Origin of the sequence: Myxococcus faecalis (genome assembly GCF_050039385.1) — a bacterium.
GTDB lineage: Bacteria > Myxococcota > Myxococcia > Myxococcales > Myxococcaceae > Myxococcus > Myxococcus fulvus.
This window is the reverse complement of the sequence record NZ_CP144336.1, coordinates 4,054,120-4,069,356: the sequence shown is the minus strand read 5'-3', so window position 1 is coordinate 4,069,356 and position 15,237 is coordinate 4,054,120. Positions and strand designations below refer to the sequence as shown.

The following is a 15,237-nucleotide window of genomic DNA, read 5'->3' as shown; positions in this document are numbered from 1 at the left end:
ATGATTCGTCTCGACAACATCAGCAAGCAGCACGGCCAGCAGATTCTCTTCATCGAGGCCTCGGCCGCTCTCCACAAGGGGGAGAAGGTCGGCCTCGTCGGCCCCAACGGCGCCGGCAAGTCCACGCTGTTCCGGATGATCACCGACCAGGAACACCCCGACGAGGGCCAGGTGGCCGTCGACCGCGGCGTCACCATCGGCTACTTCAGCCAGGACGTCGGTGAGATGTCGGGCCGCAGCGCCGTCTCCGAGGTCATGGATGGCGCCGGCCCCGTGAGCACCGTGTCCGCCGAGCTCAAGCAGCTCGAGGCCGACCTCGCCGACCCCGACAAGGCCGACGAGATGGAGAAGCTCGTCGAGCGCTACGGCCTGGTCCAGGGACGCTTCGAGGAGCTGGGCGGCTACGCCCTCGAGGGCCGCGCGCGCGAGATTCTCGCGGGCCTGGGCTTCAGCGAGGAGATGATGGACGGCGACGTCGGCGCCCTGTCCGGCGGTTGGAAGATGCGCGTGGCGCTCGCCCGCATCCTCCTCATGCGCCCGGACGCGATGCTCCTCGACGAGCCGAGCAACCACCTGGACCTGGAGAGCCTCATCTGGCTCGAGGGCTTCCTCAAGGGCTACGAGGGCGGCCTCCTGATGACCTCGCACGACCGCGAGTTCATGAACCGCATCGTCACCAAGATGGTGGAGATCGACGGCGGCACGCTCACCACCTACTCGGGCAACTACGACTTCTACGAGCAGCAGCGCGCCCAGAACGAGAAGCAGCAGCAGGCCCAGTACGAGCGCCAGCAGGCCATGCTCGCCAAGGAGCTGAAGTTCATCGAGCGCTTCAAGGCCCGCGCCTCCCACGCCGCCCAGGTGCAGAGCCGCGTGAAGAAGCTGGAGAAGATTGAAAAGGTGGAGCCCCCCAAGCGCCGCCAGACGGTCCTCTTCGAGTTCCAGCCCGCCCCGCGCTCCGGTGACGACGTGGTGAGCCTCAAGGCCGTGCACAAGGCCTACGGCAAGAAGCGCATCTACGATGGCATGGACTTCCTCGTGCGCCGCGGCGAGCGCTGGTGCGTCATGGGCATCAACGGCGCGGGCAAGTCCACGCTGCTCAAGCTCGTGGTCGGCTCCACCACGCCGGACCAGGGCACCGTGGCCATGGGCGGCAGCGTGAAGCTCGGCTACTTCGCCCAGCACGCCATGGACCTGCTCGACGGCGAGCGCACCGTGTTCCAGTCGCTGGAGGACGCGTTCCCCCGCGCCGGTCAGGGCTCGCTGCGCGCGCTGGCCGGCTGCTTCGGCTTCTCCGGCGACGAGGTGGAGAAGAAGTGCCGCGTGCTCTCCGGTGGAGAGAAGGCGCGTCTGGTCATGGCGAAGATGCTCTTCGACCCGCCCAACTTCCTGGTGCTCGACGAGCCCACCAACCACCTGGACATGGCGACGAAGGAGATGCTCATCACGGCGCTCTCCCGCTACGAGGGCACCATGCTCTTCGTCTCGCACGACCGGCACTTCCTCGGCGCGCTGTCCAACCGCGTGCTGGAGCTGACGCCCGAGGGCATCCACCAGTACGGCGGCGGCTACACCGAGTACGTCGCGCGCACCGGCCACGAGGCCCCTGGCCTGCGCACCTGAGGCACCCGTGAGACGGCGGGCCGGCTACTCGAACAGCCGGCTCGCCAGTCGCGCCAGCTTGCGCGCCTTGCCCGTGTACGGCGGGAAGAACAGGTGCGCCAGCGACGTGCGCCCCTGCCGCAGCACCGCGCGCTCGTGGCTGAAGGCCTTGAAGCCCGCCTCGCCGTGGTACGCGCCCAGCCCGCTGGGGCCCACGCCCCCGAAGGGCAGGTGCGGGTTCACGTTGTGCAACACCACCGTGTTGACGCACGTGCCGCCCGCGCTCGTCTCCTGGATGAGCCGCTCCACCGCCGCGTCGTCCTGGCTGAACACGTAGAGCGCCAGCGGCTTGCCGCCCGCGCGCACGTGCGCCACCACCTCGTCGAGCGACTCGTACCGGAGCACCGGCAACACCGGCCCGAAGATCTCCTCCTCCATCAGCGGCGCGTCCGGCGTCACGTCCGCCACCACCGTCGGCGCGATGAAGCGCGTCTGCGCGTCCACGCCGCCGCCCACCACCACCCGCGCGCCCTGCGCCACCGTGCGGTCCAGCAGCCCGCGCACCCGCGCGAAGGCGCCGTCATCCACCATCCGGCAGAAGTCCGCGCTCGCCCGGCGCGCCTCCTCGGAGCGTCCGTAGAAGCGCTCCACCGCCGCCTTCAGCGCGGCCAGGAACGCCTCCTCCTGCGACGCATGCACCCAGACATGGTCCGGCGCGATGCACGTCTGGCCGCCGTTGAGGAACTTGCCCCACGCCACCCGCTCCGCCGCCGCCTCCAGGTCCGCGGACGTGTCGAGGATGGCCGGTGACTTGCCGCCCAGCTCCAACGTCACGCCCGCCAGGTGCCGCGCCGCCGCCTCCATCACCCGCCGCCCCACCCGGGGCCCTCCGGTGAAGAAGAAGTGGTCGAACGGCAGCCGCAAGAGCGCCTCGCCCACCTCCGTGCCGCCCTCCACCACGTGGACCTCGTCCTCGGGGAACGTGTCGCGCACGAGCTGCGCCAGGAAGCGCGAGGTGTTCGGCGTCTTCTCGCTGGGCTTGCAGAGCACGGTGTTGCCCGCCGCCACCGCGTCCACCAGCGGCGCCACCAGCAGGTTGAACGGGTAGTTCCACGGCGCCATCACCAGCACCACGCCGCGCGGCTCGTAGCGCACGTGGCTGGAGGTGCCGGTGAGCACCAGCGGCGTCGTCACCTTGCGCGGCTTCATCCACCCCTTGAGGTGCTTGCGCACGTGCTCCAACTCCATGAGCACGGGCAGCACCTCCGTCGACTCCACCTCCGCGGCCGGCTTGCGGAAGTCCGCGTGGAGCGCCTGGGCCAGCGCCTCGCGCCGCTCCAGGATGAGGGCCTTGAGCTTCTCCAGGCGGGCGAGCCGCTCACCGGGGCCGCGCCTGCCCACCTCCCAGCGGCGGGCCCGCAGGCGCTCGAACGCCTCCCGCAGGCCCTGGGGCACCAGCTCCTCCTCCTGTTTCACCACGCGCATCCCGGCTCCTCGAGGCTGGCTGCCCTATTCCAACAACCGCGTCGCGCGGGAGGCCCAGTCCTGGGCCTTTCCGCGGTACGGCGGGAAGAACACCGACGCGAGCGACTTCATCCATTGAACCGACACGGCCCGCTCATGGCTGAAGGTCCGGAAGCCGTAGACGCCGTGGTAGTGCCCCAGGCCACTCATGCCCACCCCGCCGAAGGGCAGGTTCGGGTTCGCCACGTGGATGAGGACGTTGTTCACCACCGCGCCGCCGGACGTCGTGTTGCGGAACACGTCCTCGATGGCCCGCTTGTCCTGGCTGAAGACGTAGAGCGCCAGCGGCTTCTCCCCCCGCTGGATGTGCGCGTACACCTCGTCCCGCGAGCGGAACGTCATCACCGGCATCACCGGTCCGAAGATTTCGCCCTCCATGATGGGCATGTCCGGCGTCACGCCCGTCAGCACGGTGGGCGAGATGTAGCGCGAGGGCCCGTCCGCCACCCCGCCCATCTCCACCTTCGCGCCCGCCGCCACGGTGCGGTCCACCAGGTCCTTCACCCGCCGCCACGCCGCCGGCTCCACCAGCCGGGCGAAGTCGGGGCTCGCCTGCCGGGCCTCCTCCGTCTCACCGTAGAAGCGCGTGATGACCGCCTTCACCGCGTCCACGAACTGCTGCTTCTTCGACTCGTGCACGAAGATGTAGTCGGGGGCCACGCACGTCTGGCCGCTGTTGAGGAACTTGCCCCAGGTCAGCCGCTCCGCCGCGGCCTGCACGTCCGCGGACTCGTCGATGATGGCGGGCGACTTGCCGCCCAGCTCCAGCGTCACGCTGGCCAGGTGCTGCGCCGCGGCCTCCATCACCTTGCGGCCGATGCGCGGGTTGCCCGTGAAGAAGAAGTGGTCGAACGGCAGCCGCAAGAGCGCCTCCGCCGTCTCCGCGCCGCCCTCGAACAGCGCCACCTCGTTCTCGGGGAACACGTCGCGCACCAGCCGCGCCAGGAACCGCGCGGTGTGCGGCGTCTTCTCGCTGGGCTTGCACAGCACGGCGTTGCCCGCGGCGATGGCGGCGATGAGCGGCGCCATCAAGAGCTGGAAGGGATAGTTCCAGGGCGAGAGCACCAGCACCACGCCGCGCGCCTCGTAGCGCACGTGCGCCGACGAGCCCGCGAGCAGCATGGGCGTGCCCACGCGCGTGGGCTTCATCCACGACGACAGGTGCTTCACCGTGTGGTTCAGCTCCTCCAGCGTGGGGTGGATCTCCGTCAGCTCCACTTCCAGCGCGGGCTTGCGGAAGTCCTGGTGGATGGCCTCGGCCAGCTCGTCGCGGCGGGCGATGATGGCCTCGCGCAGTCGCTTGAGCTTCGCGACGCGCTCGGCCGCGGTGGTGCGCGACAGGGCCCAGCGGTTGGCGCGCAGCGAGTCGAACGCGGCCTGCAGGCGCGCGACGTCGGCCTGGGGTTTGGACTCGGTGGAAACGGGGACGAGCTCCAGCATGGTTGGCTCCTCGATGAAATCCGGTGGGTGCTTCAGCGGGCCTCGAGCCCGCGCAAGAGGGTGGTGAGCGCCGCCGTCAGCTCGGCGGTGAAGTCGATGCGCAGGGGAGCCATGTGCGGCAGGGCGAGCACCTCGCGCGCCACGGGCGCCACGTCCGCCATCTGCCGCAGGCCCGTCACCAGCGCGTGCAGGTGCACGAGCACGCGGGCGCCCTCACCCGGCTGCAGGAAGGACAGCCGCGACTCGAGGAGCGCGCCCGTGCGCGCCATCGCCTCCAACAGCCGCTCCTTGAACCGGCGCGCCTGCTCCACGGAGACGTTCTGCTCCAGCACCGTCTGCAGCATCGCGAGCAGCCGCGTCAGCGACAGCTCCGGCTCCAGCGACTCGGCCACCGCGCGCGCCAGCCACGGCCCCGTCCACGCCCCCTCCACCGTGCCCAGCCTCGCCTCCAGCCGGGCGAACCAGGCGAAGAGCAGGTCCTCCAGGAGCGCGAGGAACAGCGCCTCCTTGGTCGGGAAGTAGAGGAACACCGTCCCCTTGGCCAGATGGGCCCGCTCGGCCACGTCCGCCATCTTCACCTCGGAGTACGAGGTCGCCTGATAGAGTGCGAGCGCCTCGTCCAGCAGCACCCGCCTGCGCGCCTCCTTGTCCTCGTCCTTGCGCGCGCGCTTGGGTGCCACCCGCCCCGCCTGCTCCCCGGAATCGCTGACCATGCCCTCAGTGGTAGGTGACCTCAGGTCATCCGTCAAGTGACCAAAGGTCATTTCCGCTGGCCGGCACCTGGAGTGTGGTGGGTGGGTGTGAGATGATGTCCGCCATGCGTCCCATCCAGACGGAGCTGCTGTCCGGAAGCGAGCTGTACCGGGAGGTGGTGCTGGAGAAGCTGCTCCACGCCCGCGAGTCGGTGTGGCTGGCCACGGCGAACGTGAAGGCGATGTACGTGGAGTCGAAGGGGAAGTTCGTGCCGCTGGTGGACGTGCTGGACGGGCTGGCGGCCCGGGGCGTGTCCCTGCGGCTGCTGCACGCGGAGCTGCCGAGCCGCCCGTTCCGCGCGGCGTTCGATGCCCGGGCGCGGCTGGTGAAGGGTGGCTTGAATCTGAAGGTCTGCCCCCGCGTGCACTTCAAGGCAGTGGTGGTGGATGGGGCGTGGACCTATCTGGGTAGCGCGAATCTGACGGGGGCGGGCCTGGGGGCCAAGGGCGACGCGGTGCGTAACTTCGAGCTGGGCTTCGTCACGGAGGACTTCGACGTCATCGACCGGGTGACGGCGCTCTACGAGGCGGTGTGGAGCGGGGCCGAGTGCAGGGGATGCAAGCTGCGGCACGTGTGCCCGGACCCGATAATCCCCGCACCCGGGGGGCGGGAGGAGATGAGAAGCTCCCGCGGCGCTCCTCGGCTCGGCAAGTCCCGTCGGTTGAGGCGCGCCACCTCGGAGTCGTCACGACGATGATGAAGCTCTACTTCGCGCGGAACACCCGGGCCACCCGACCCCGGTGGTTGCTGGAGGAACTGGGCGTTCCCTACGAGCTGGTGCCGGTGGACGTGCTCCAGCGTGAGCACAAGAGCCCCGAGTACCTGCGCATCCACCCCATGGGCTCCATGCCCGCGCTGGAGGATGACGGGCAGCCCATCTTCGAGTCGGCGGCCATCCTGCTGCACGTCGCGGACAAGTACCTGGAGCAGGGCTTCGCCCCGCCGCTCGGCTCGCCCGAGCGCGCCGAGTACTACCAGTGGATGTTCTTCTGCATGTCCACCATGGAGCCGCCCTTGTCCGCGTACTCCGCGCACAGCCGCTTCCTGCCGGAGGAGCAGCAGGTGGTGGGCGAGGCGGAGCGCGGGCGTCGTCGCTTCACGGACATCGCGCGCATGCTGGAGTCGCGGCTGCAGGGGCGCACGTTCCTGGTGGGCGAGCGCTTCACCGCGGCGGACGTGGTGATGACGTCCATCCTGGAGTGGGGCGGGAGCATGGGGCTGCTGGAGGACTTCCCCGGCTTGCGCGCCTATGTGGAGCGGCACCTGGCGCGTCCCGCGGCGCGGCGAGCCCTGGAGTAGGCGGCCCCGTGCATCAACCCGTCGTACCCAGTCCCTCGCCCTCGGAGCTCGCGGCCCACGTCGGGTTGAAGCGCCGGGGCTTCATCGTCTCGGCGTGCGTGCTGCTGCTGTCGCTCGGCACGCACCCGCTGCTCTTCGGCGGCTTCATCCCGACGGTCATCGTGGTCCACATCGCGTGGGCGGCGGTGCTCGTGGGCACGGCCGCGGCCATGGGCTCGCGGTGGGTGACGGTGCATCGCGCCAGCGTCGTCACGGGCGTGGCCAGCATGGTGGCGCTGGTGCTGGACATCCACTTCACCGGAGGGCTGTCGAGCACGCTGTACCCGCTGCTCTTCGCGATGCCGCTCATCATCGCCGTCTTCGCGCCGGGGGACGTGGTGACGGTGTGGGCCTCCGTCGTGCTGACGCTGGTGGGCATGCTGGTGGCATCGTGGCACTCGGACGTCTCCGAGCAGCGGCTCGTCGGGCAGGTGACGCTCTTCTTCTTCCTGGCCTGGGTGGCCGTCTTCAGCTGCAAGCAGTTCCGCCGGATGCGCGACACCGAGCGCGACGCCGTGAACGCGCGGCTGGCGGCGCTGGAGCAGCTGGCGCGCAGCGAGCACCTGCGCGCGGACGCGGTGCGCAGCCAGGCGGAGATGGAGCGGCTGGCTCTGGTCGGGCGCCTGGCCGCGGGCGTGGCGCACGAGGTGAACAACCCGCTGGCGTACGTGAAGTCCAACCTGGGCTACCTGGAGGAGGTGTCGGGCGAGGGCGTGCAGGACCTGGAGGACCTGCGCCGGGTGCTGTGGGAGACGCGGCAGGGCGTGCTGCGCATCGAGCAGATCGTCACGGACCTGCGCCGCTTCTCGCGCGACGCGTCGGACGCGGAGGAGGCGGGCAGTGTGGCGGAGGCGCTCGACGAGGCGGAGCGGCTCGCGTCGGTGCGGCTGCGCAGCCTGGGGCAGGTGGTGCGCGAGGTGGAGCCGCACCTGGTGCGCGTGCGGCTGGGCCAGCGTCAGCTGGTGCAGGTGGTGCTGAACCTGCTGCTCAACGCGGCGGACGCGCTGGACGGGGTGCGGCCCTCGCGCGCCGCGCGCATCGTGCTCAGGGCCTCGCGGGTGGAGGGGGGCGTGCGTCTGGAGGTGGAGGACAACGGGCCGGGCATTCCGGAGGCTGTCCTTCCGCACCTGTTCGAGCCGTTCTTCACCACCAAGGCCCCGGGCAAGGGCACCGGCCTGGGCCTGGCGCTGTGTCGCGAGTACCTGGCCCGCGTCGGCGGCACGCTGACCGTGGCCAACTGCCCCGATGGCGGCGCGTGCTTCACGCTGCACCTGCCCGCCGTCCCCGAGAAGGAGCCCCCGGCCTGAGGACGCGGGCGGCTACGACTTCGCGGGCTCGGTGCCGGTGGGCGCGATGGGCTCCTCGGCGGCCTTGTCCGGCTCAGACTCCGACGAGGACTTGCCCAGCTGCCGCTCGCGCCACGCGCTGGGGGACTCGCCCACGAGCTTGCGGAACAGGCTGCTGAAGTGCTGCAGCGACGCGCAGCCCACCTCCACCGCGACGGCGGTGAGCTTCATGTCCGTTTCCAAGAGGAGCCCCTGGGCCATGCGCACCTGCACGGCGTTGAGCTCCGCCTGGAAGGACGTGCCGGCCTCCTTGAGGCGGCGCTGCAGCGTGCGCTCGGACATGCCCATCTCCCGGGCGACGTCCGACAGGTTGATGTCCGGCAGCTTGCCCTTCATCGCCTGGTGCAGCTCGCGTAGCAGCGGCGACTGGCCGGTGGCCTCGGCCACCAAATCGTTCAGCTTGGAGAGCAGCGGCGCGGCGCGCGCCTCGGGCTGTCCCAGCCACGCCAGCGCGGCGGCCGGCTCGGTGAAGACCTTGCTGGGGTACGCGCCCGTCAGGAGCGTGTAGAAGCCGCCCACCACCGCGCCCGCCACGCCCTCCGGACGCACCAGCGCCTGGCGCTGCACCGACGTGCCGAAGGACTTCTCGCGCGCCTGCATGTACTTCACGAGCACCGCGAAGGCCGCGGGGTCCGCCGCCTCCAGCCGGCGCGCGTCCACCAGCGAGGAATGGGGCGCCGCGGGGGCCAATTCCACGTCGAGCACGTGCACCAGCCTGCGCACGTGCGCCTCCGCGGGGCGTCCCCACAGGATGAAGCCGCACAGGTCCGCCGAGGCGTACCAGTGCAGGAACCCTTCCCCGACTAGGTAACGGCCGTGGGGGTCCCGGAAGTAATCGTCGACGCCGTCTGCCGATCGCACGGCTCGGCAGAATAGCGCTTCGCCACCTGGAGCACCCAGCGGGGATTGATGGGCGACAGTCCCGTCACCAGCTCCGGCCTCACCAGGGCCACGCCCTCCAGCTCCCGGGTGGTGGCCGGCAGGTCCCGCCAGGGCACCTGGGGCTTCACGTGGTGGGCCTGGTGATAACCCGCATTGAAAAAGAACAGGTTGTACAGACGGGACGTGGACGTGGTGCCCAACGCACCGCGCTGCGTGGAGTCGGTCTCGAAGTGGGCGGCCAGGTTGAGCCAGTGGATGCAGAACTGGCCCACCAGCAGCACGCCGAACCACGCCAGGCCCAGGGCCGGCCGCCAGACGATGACCGCCAGCAGGGCCCCATCCACGATGAGGAAGTCCAGCGCCAGCTCCAGGCGCTGGTTGCGCTTCCTGGCCCAGCGCCAGACGTTGGCCACGGCCTCGAAGGGCCAGAACCAGGGCGTCAGCGCCGAGCGCAGGCAATAACGCACCACGCCTTCGCCGGGCTTGCGCTGGCCCCAGTCACCCGGGCCGTCGTTGTACCGGTGATGGTTGAAGTGGTGGATGTAGTAGCCGCGATAGGGAAACCCACACGCCATGCCCAGCGTCCGGGACACCAGCCAGTGCGCCACGCGCGGCTTCGCGATGCTCACGTGCATGTGGTTGTGCAGGACGGCGTAGTTCCAGAACATCACCGCCCAGCCCACGGCGCACATGCCCACGCGGCCCCAGGCGCCCAGGTGGTCCCAGCTCCAGAGGAAGGAAGGCAACCACGCCCACCACAGCGCGTGTACCGCGAGCTGCGGCAGGTCGAGAGCGGGGGCGGGGAGGGGGCGAGTCATGGGGCACGAAGCTAGGCCCGCCCCTGTCTCGCCGCTTCATTCCATGCGCCAAGCGATTGCGAAAACGCGCAACCTCAAGCGTCCTTCGCTGGCATCGCTTTCAACCCGGGTCCACCCCGCCCCGGTGCTGATTCCGCCCGCGCTCGCCGTCTTCCACGTGACGGGAATGGGCGAGCGCGAGCGGCGCCGCCGCGCTCACGACTCCAGCGCGTTGGCGACCTGTCCCAGCAAGCGCAGCCGGGGCGCGTCCAGCTTGCGCACCGTGCGCAGCAGCCGGCGGACCTCGGGACGCTCGCGGTACTCCGGCGGGTCCTCGGCGAGCGTGGGCGCGCCTTCGACGCCGGCCGTCATGCCCAGCAGCACATCCGAGGAGCAGTTGAGGACCAGACACAGCTTCCTCAGCGTGCGGACGCTGGGGAGCATGTGACCGCGCTCCAGCCGCCCGTACACCTCGGTGGCGATGCCCACGCGCTCGGCCACATCGGCCTGGGTGAGCTCCAGCCGCTGCCGCGCCGCGCGAACTGCATTTCCAATGATGGTGGCCAATCGTTGTTCCATGGCGTGCGGAAACCTGTCGAAAAGAGGGCTTCGCCCCCCGCGCTCGGGCGGAGAGGTTCCGGGGAGAAGTGACTGCGGGTTCGGTGCCTCGTGGAACACAGACTACGGGTGGGGTCTGACATTCAGGTGCTTCCGGAATGGCGTGCGAAAGCGCTTGAAAAAAGCGCCGCCGGCACGCCCCGCGGGAGGCCCTCGGAAGGCCCCTCCGGCGAGGCTCCGGACGTGGTTTCCGGCGCGCTCCGGGCGTGCCTCGCGAAGGCGGGTGGTGTCGCGCGGTCGACACCGCTGGGGCCCGAAAACTCGGCGCGGGGGCGATTCGCACGCGGCGCGTGGGGCGTTCGTGTCTCGCGGACGCGGACCGTCCTCGCGCACGTCGCCGTGAGCGTGGGTGAAGCTCACCGCGGGCGTCTTGCTTCGCGTTCGTCCGGTGCTGGACGTCACCGGCCGGACGGCCGCACTCTCGGTGCTGGGGCGCGGGGGTGGCGTCCAGGCCGTCGGCGTGCGGCGGAAAGCCGGGGCTCACGTCCGAGGCCGAAAATTCGGCCCGCGCGGCGTTGTCAATGGACGGGTGGGGACTTCACGGAAAAGCCCTGGTGTTTCCGTGGTTTACGAAGGCGGGACGTCTGACGTAGGGTGGGCCCCCCCGGTGGGTCGGGGGTGCACCGCGTGCCTCGCGGGGAGGGCCGTTGAGGTCGTGAGCGACGAGCGTCCGGACGCGCTGCTCAAGAGCGCACTCGAGAAAATTGTCTACTTCGAGGCCCGTGCGGAGCAGTTGCTCAGCGAGCTGGGCTCGACGCGTGAGGAGATGGAGCACCTCAAGCGCGAGCTCGCGGAGACGCATCAGCGCGAGCTGAAGCTGCGGCGCGAGGTGGCGGAGCTGGAGGTGCGCGTCGGGCGCGCTCAGGCCGAGCGCGAGGAGTCGGTGCGGCTGACGCAGGCGCTGCGCGGCGAGCGCGACCAGCTGATGGACCGGCTGCTGACGGCGAGCCGGCTGCGCGCCTCCACGCAGGAGCGCGACGACGAGGACGATGACCTGGGGTTCGACCTGGCGTCGTTCATCTCGCAGCTTCGCAGCGAGGCGCTGCTCAAGAACGAGACGGGCAAGGGCGCGGCGGCGACGGTGATGTCGATGAAGGTGCCCGTGCGAGCACCCGCGGTCCCGCTGGCCGAGCCGGTGGCGAAGGCCCAGCCTCCCGCGGCGGCCTCGAGCGCGCCGCCCGCGTTGCTGGAGCCGCTGCTGGAGGGACTGTCGCCGGTGGCGCGCGAGGCGCAGCGCTTCCTGCAGGCGGGGCGGCTGGGCGTGAGCGCGGCGCAGCTGGCGGAGCTGTCCGGGCAGGGTGGGCTGGGGGCTCCGACGGACGAGACGCTGTTCGGGTTCTCGGTGCGGGAGCTCTCGGCGCAGGACCCCGCGGCGCGCATCCGCGCGGCGGAGCGGCTCAAGGCGCTGTCGCAGCCCGCGGCGGCTCCGGCGCTGGCGAGCGCGCTGCACGCGGAGACGGACGCGGCGGCGCAGGTGGCGCTGCTCCAGGCGTTCGCGGCGCTGTGCCGGGAGGAGGGCGCGCAGGTGGTGTCGCCGCTGTTGTCCTCGCCGGTGCCGGAGGTGCGCATCGCGGCGCTCAAGGCGCTGTTGACGCTGGCGCCCCGGGACGCGGCGCCGCACCTGGCGCAGGCGATGAAGGACCCGGACCGCTCGGTGCGTCGGCGCGCGTCGCTGCTGGCGCTGGGGCTGGAGGGTGAGACGGCGCGCCGGCTCGGTGAAGAGGCCATCCACGACGCGGACGCGGAGGTCCGTTCGCTGGCGGCGCTGGCGCTGGGCGCGGGGAGTGGCGAGAACGCGCGGGCCTTGTTGCTGGAGGCGCTCGGGGACCGCGAGCCTCGCGTGCGCAAGGCGGCGGCGCAGAGCCTGTCGCGCATCCTGGGGCAGGATGTGTCCGGCGTCGTCGCGCTGGACGACACGCACCGGCGCCGTGAGATTCGTCGGCTGGCGACGTTGCCGGTCAAGCCCGTGCGCGCGCGGCTCGAGGAGCCGGCGCGAGTGGTGGCCATGGCACCGGCGCCGGCCCCGGTGGTCGCGAGTGTGGCGCCCCCGGTCGTGGTGGCCCAGCCCGTGATGGCCGTGGTGGGGGCGACGCATCAGCAGATCACAAAACGCGCGGATGGTGTTCTGCACGGCCAGCAGGTAATGGCCACAGTGGGTGCCCGTCATCATGCTGCGGTGTCGGCTCCCTCGATGGGTGCCCGTCCCGTCGCGCCGTCGACGCACGTGGCGCAGGCCCCGCAGGCCCGTTCCTCGGTGCCTTCGTCGACGCAGGGAGTTCAGGCCCCCCAGGCCCGCGCCCCGGTTCCGTCCCAGCCCGCGCAGCCCGTGGCCGCCCCGCCGAATGCTGGCGCCCCGCAGCGCGCCGCGCCTCCGCCTTCCCGTCCCGCCGCCCCGGCGCCCCGGCTCTCGCCCGTCCAGGCGGCCCTCGTGGCCATGGGCGCCCCGGCGCCGCAGCCCGCGACGCGCTCCGAGGAGCCCCGGCCCGTCGCCGCGCGCCCGAGCGCCTCGCCCGTGGAGACGCTCTGTGCCCCCATGCTCCACGAGGTCCGCGTGGCGGTCCGTGGTCGCTCGCTCGCCGAGCTGACGGCCGCCCTGGGGGTGCCCGTCGAGCTCGCTCAGGAAGCAATCACCCTGCTCTCAGCCCGGGGGGCCGTGGTCCGAAGGGGACACAAATACTTCGCCGCTTGAGGCAAGGTAGCCGCCCCGTACGTCTTTCGAAGGGTCGTTCATGGAAGCGCCGACATACAGCTCGAAGCAGGTGGCCGAGATGCTCGGCGTGTCTCCGAAAGCGATTCCGGAGGACGCGAGGAAGGACGTGTACACCCCGGACGACGTCTGGGACCTGCGCACGACGCTCGACCGCTTCCCGGCCAAGGTGGGCCACCGCCGCCAGCTCTTCCTGAACTTCAAGGGCGGCACCGGCAAGACGTCCCTGTCCACGTCCTACGCGTGGCGCGTGGCGGAGCTGGGCTACTCGGTGCTCCTCATCGACCTGGACAGCCAGGGCCACGCCACCAAGTGCCTGGGCTACGAGGGCGAGGAGTTCGAGAAGACGCTGCTCGACGTGCTGGTGCGCAAGACGCCCCTGGCCAAGGTCATCCAGAAGTCCCCGCTGCCCAACCTGGACTTCGTCCCGTCCAACCTCAGCATGTCCACCATGGACCTCTCGCTGATGCCCATGGCCGGCCGCGAGTTCAAGCTGCGCAACGCCCTCAAGGACGTGGAGGCTCAGTACGACGTCATCGTCTTCGACGCGCCGCCGTCCTTCGGCCTGCTCAACCTCAACGCGCTGATGGCCGCCAACGACCTGTTCGTCCCCGTGCTGGCGGACTTCCTGTCGTTCCACGGCCTGAAGCTGCTGTTCGAGACCGTGCAGAGCCTGGAGGAGGACCTCAACCACGTGCTGGACCACGTGTTCATCGTGGTGAACTCCTTCAACGCCACCTTCAAGCTGGCGAAGGAGGCGCTGGAGGCGCTCCAGACGCACTACCCGGAGTTCCTGCTGCCGACCATCATCCGGCAGTGCACCAAGTTCGCCCAGGCCTCGAGCGAGGGGCGCCCCGTCTTCGTCGCGGACCCCACGTCCAAGGGCGCCAACGACATCCAGGCCATGATTGACAACGTCCTGCCGCGCCTCGTCGCCGCGGCCGCCGCCGCCCCGAAGAAGGGCACCCAGCAGGCTGGCTGAGATTCGCCATGAAGAAAGCCTTCGAACAGAACGTGTCTCGCGCCAAGCCGCGCCTCCGCCTGGGGGCGTTCACCGGCGCCGTCGAGCAGACCGAGCCCACCGAGCCTCCCGAGCAGGCCGCCGACGTCGCTCCCCCCGAGCCGACGAGCGCCGACCTGTCCGCGGAGGTCCGCGCCCGCATCGAGCGCGCCCGCGCTCCTCGCCCCACCGCCGCCGAGGCGATGGAGGTGGCGCTGTCGCAGCCCGAGGGGCCGCGCGCGCGGGAGCCGGTGTTCACCCAGCAGGTCGCCGAGCCGGTGACGTATGCGTCGCCGGAGCCGGAGGCCGCCGTCTACGACGACGGGGTGAGTGAGGCGCCCGTCACCTTCGCTGCTCCGCCCACCATGGCGTTCCACCTGGACGGCCTCGAGGCCGAGCCGTCGTCGGAGGCGCACCCCATGACGCAGGGCTCTCCCCACGCTTCGCTCCCCCACGTCACCGCCACCGTCGCGGAGCCCGTGGCCCGCGTCGAGGCGCCGCCGCAGGAGGTGGAGGTGCAGACGCCCGCGCCGCCGCGCGAGGAGGCGATGGACTCGGACGCGCGCCGCGAGCGGCTCAAGGCCCGGCTCAAGGCGGTGCGGGAGAATCCGCGTCCGGAGCCCCTGCCGGCCACCGTCGCGGAGGCGGGCCAGCGCGCGGTCGAGCGCATCACCCACCTGCAGGCGGAGCTGGTGAAGGTGAAGGCGGCGAACCTGTCCCTCACGCAGGAGCTGGAGGTCGCGCGCCGTCAGGCGGAGAAGGCCACCGAGGAGGCTCGGCTGCGCATGGACGAGGCGCGCCGGCTGTCGGCGGAGATGGAGGGCCGCGTGAAGCTGCTCGCGGACCTGGAGCGGGAGCTCGCGGCGCTGGAGGGTGAGCGCGACGAGGCGCTGCTGTCCCTCCAGGAGAACCGTCAGGCGCTCCAGGCCTCCGCGAAGGAGCACGAGAAGCTCGAGGAGGAGGTCTCCCGGGGCAAGCAGGCCCTGGTGGACAGCCTCGCCGAGGAGGAGCGGCTCGCCACCGAGCTCGAGTCCGCGAAGGACGAGTCGATGTCGCTGCGCCGCGCGGTGGAGGCGCTGCAGGGAGAGCGGGACGTGCTCGCCCAGCAGGTGGCCTCGCTCACCGCCGAGCGCGCCGAGCTGCTCGAGGCGCGCAAGGCGCTCGAGGCCGTGCACCGCGCGCTGAGCCAGGCCGCGTCGCGCTGAACGCGTCGTGGCCATGGGCGCCCCG

At 71.1% G+C, this 15,237-nt stretch carries 13 protein-coding genes; 7 read left to right on the top strand and 6 right to left on the bottom strand.

The window, feature by feature from the left end; translation table 11 throughout:
* Complete coding sequence (locus tag VZQ01_RS16105) at positions 1 to 1,623, top strand: ABC-F family ATP-binding cassette domain-containing protein (RefSeq protein WP_223749176.1); 1,623 nt, start codon at positions 1 to 3, stop codon at positions 1,621 to 1,623.
* Between the two features lie 24 nt (positions 1,624 to 1,647).
* Here VZQ01_RS16105 and VZQ01_RS16100 read toward each other — a convergent pair whose 3' ends face one another.
* From VZQ01_RS16100 to VZQ01_RS16090, 3 genes are read right to left on the bottom strand one after another with little or no spacing between them, the layout of a single operon-like run.
* Positions 1,648 to 3,087 carry an aldehyde dehydrogenase family protein gene (locus tag VZQ01_RS16100; RefSeq protein ID WP_426748287.1) on the bottom strand — a complete coding sequence of 480 codons (1,440 nt, stop codon included), beginning with the start codon at positions 3,085 to 3,087 and terminating at the stop codon, positions 1,648 to 1,650.
* Positions 3,088 to 3,111: 24 nt separating this feature from the next.
* The gene (locus tag VZQ01_RS16095) at positions 3,112 to 4,566 is read right to left on the bottom strand and encodes an aldehyde dehydrogenase family protein (protein ID WP_223749178.1); all 1,455 of its coding nucleotides are present in this window, start codon (positions 4,564 to 4,566) and stop codon (positions 3,112 to 3,114) included.
* Positions 4,567 to 4,598: 32 nt separating this feature from the next.
* Positions 4,599 to 5,279 carry a TetR/AcrR family transcriptional regulator gene (locus tag VZQ01_RS16090; protein WP_426748286.1) on the bottom strand — a complete coding sequence of 227 codons (681 nt, stop codon included), beginning with the start codon at positions 5,277 to 5,279 and terminating at the stop codon, positions 4,599 to 4,601.
* 104 nt (positions 5,280 to 5,383) lie between these two features.
* Between VZQ01_RS16090 and VZQ01_RS16085 the strand changes: the two genes are divergently transcribed.
* Genes VZQ01_RS16085 through VZQ01_RS16075 form a run of 3 tightly spaced genes read left to right on the top strand, consistent with a single transcriptional unit; the run spans position 5,384 to position 7,964 of the window.
* Positions 5,384 to 6,016: a phospholipase D-like domain-containing protein gene (locus VZQ01_RS16085; RefSeq protein ID WP_223749180.1), complete on the top strand. Its 633-nt coding sequence runs from the start codon at positions 5,384 to 5,386 to the stop codon at positions 6,014 to 6,016.
* Positions 6,013 to 6,618, top strand: a complete 606-nt coding sequence (locus tag VZQ01_RS16080) for a glutathione S-transferase family protein (RefSeq protein ID WP_141328883.1) — start codon at positions 6,013 to 6,015, stop codon at positions 6,616 to 6,618. The genes VZQ01_RS16085 and VZQ01_RS16080 overlap by 4 nt, the downstream gene beginning before the upstream one ends.
* Before the next feature lie 8 nt (positions 6,619 to 6,626).
* Positions 6,627 to 7,964, top strand: coding sequence for a sensor histidine kinase (locus VZQ01_RS16075; RefSeq protein ID WP_426748284.1), 1,338 nt, complete (start codon positions 6,627 to 6,629; stop codon positions 7,962 to 7,964).
* 12 nt (positions 7,965 to 7,976) lie between these two features.
* On the opposite strand, the gene VZQ01_RS16070 is transcribed toward VZQ01_RS16075, so the two are convergent.
* The 3 genes from VZQ01_RS16070 to VZQ01_RS16060 all read right to left on the bottom strand — a co-directional run bounded on the left by VZQ01_RS16070 (position 7,977) and on the right by VZQ01_RS16060 (position 10,261).
* On the bottom strand, positions 7,977 to 8,726 hold the full coding sequence (locus tag VZQ01_RS16070; RefSeq protein ID WP_426748970.1) for a helix-turn-helix transcriptional regulator: 750 nt from the start codon (positions 8,724 to 8,726) through the stop codon (positions 7,977 to 7,979).
* An 80-nt stretch (positions 8,727 to 8,806) separates the two neighbouring features.
* Positions 8,807 to 9,703 (bottom strand): fatty acid desaturase family protein, encoded by an 897-nt coding sequence (locus VZQ01_RS16065; RefSeq protein WP_426748283.1) that lies wholly within the window; start codon positions 9,701 to 9,703, stop codon positions 8,807 to 8,809.
* A gap of 195 nt (positions 9,704 to 9,898) precedes the next feature.
* Positions 9,899 to 10,261, bottom strand: a complete 363-nt coding sequence (locus tag VZQ01_RS16060) for a helix-turn-helix transcriptional regulator (RefSeq protein WP_046710788.1) — start codon at positions 10,259 to 10,261, stop codon at positions 9,899 to 9,901.
* A gap of 694 nt (positions 10,262 to 10,955) precedes the next feature.
* Here VZQ01_RS16060 and VZQ01_RS16055 point away from each other — a divergent pair.
* Genes VZQ01_RS16055 through VZQ01_RS16045 form a run of 3 tightly spaced genes read left to right on the top strand, consistent with a single transcriptional unit; the run spans position 10,956 to position 15,212 of the window.
* Positions 10,956 to 12,989 (top strand): HEAT repeat domain-containing protein, encoded by a 2,034-nt coding sequence (locus tag VZQ01_RS16055; protein WP_370641891.1) that lies wholly within the window; start codon positions 10,956 to 10,958, stop codon positions 12,987 to 12,989.
* Positions 12,990 to 13,029: 40 nt separating this feature from the next.
* Entirely contained in the window at positions 13,030 to 13,989 is a 960-nt protein-coding gene (locus VZQ01_RS16050) for a ParA family protein (protein ID WP_141329317.1), read from the top strand.
* A gap of 8 nt (positions 13,990 to 13,997) precedes the next feature.
* On the top strand, positions 13,998 to 15,212 hold the full coding sequence (locus tag VZQ01_RS16045; protein ID WP_426748282.1) for an extensin-like protein: 1,215 nt from the start codon (positions 13,998 to 14,000) through the stop codon (positions 15,210 to 15,212).
* Positions 15,213 to 15,237 lie beyond the last annotated feature (25 nt).

What these genes read in the sequence shown, in the direction of transcription:
- VZQ01_RS16050 (WP_141329317.1), top strand. Translation starts at nt 13,030, where the DNA reads ATGGAAGCGCCGACATACAGCTCGAAGCAGGTGGCCGAGATGCTCGGC.
- VZQ01_RS16065 (WP_426748283.1), bottom strand. Translation starts at nt 9,703, where the DNA reads ATGACTCGCCCCCTCCCCGCCCCCGCTCTCGACCTGCCGCAGCTCGCG.
- VZQ01_RS16080 (WP_141328883.1), top strand. Translation starts at nt 6,013, where the DNA reads ATGATGAAGCTCTACTTCGCGCGGAACACCCGGGCCACCCGACCCCGG.
- VZQ01_RS16100 (WP_426748287.1), bottom strand. Translation starts at nt 3,087, where the DNA reads ATGCGCGTGGTGAAACAGGAGGAGGAGCTGGTGCCCCAGGGCCTGCGG.
- VZQ01_RS16060 (WP_046710788.1), bottom strand. Translation starts at nt 10,261, where the DNA reads ATGGAACAACGATTGGCCACCATCATTGGAAATGCAGTTCGCGCGGCG.
- VZQ01_RS16085 (WP_223749180.1), top strand. Translation starts at nt 5,384, where the DNA reads ATGCGTCCCATCCAGACGGAGCTGCTGTCCGGAAGCGAGCTGTACCGG.
- VZQ01_RS16105 (WP_223749176.1), top strand. Translation starts at nt 1, where the DNA reads ATGATTCGTCTCGACAACATCAGCAAGCAGCACGGCCAGCAGATTCTC.
- VZQ01_RS16095 (WP_223749178.1), bottom strand. Translation starts at nt 4,566, where the DNA reads ATGCTGGAGCTCGTCCCCGTTTCCACCGAGTCCAAACCCCAGGCCGAC.
- VZQ01_RS16090 (WP_426748286.1), bottom strand. Translation starts at nt 5,279, where the DNA reads ATGGTCAGCGATTCCGGGGAGCAGGCGGGGCGGGTGGCACCCAAGCGC.
- VZQ01_RS16045 (WP_426748282.1), top strand. Translation starts at nt 13,998, where the DNA reads ATGAAGAAAGCCTTCGAACAGAACGTGTCTCGCGCCAAGCCGCGCCTC.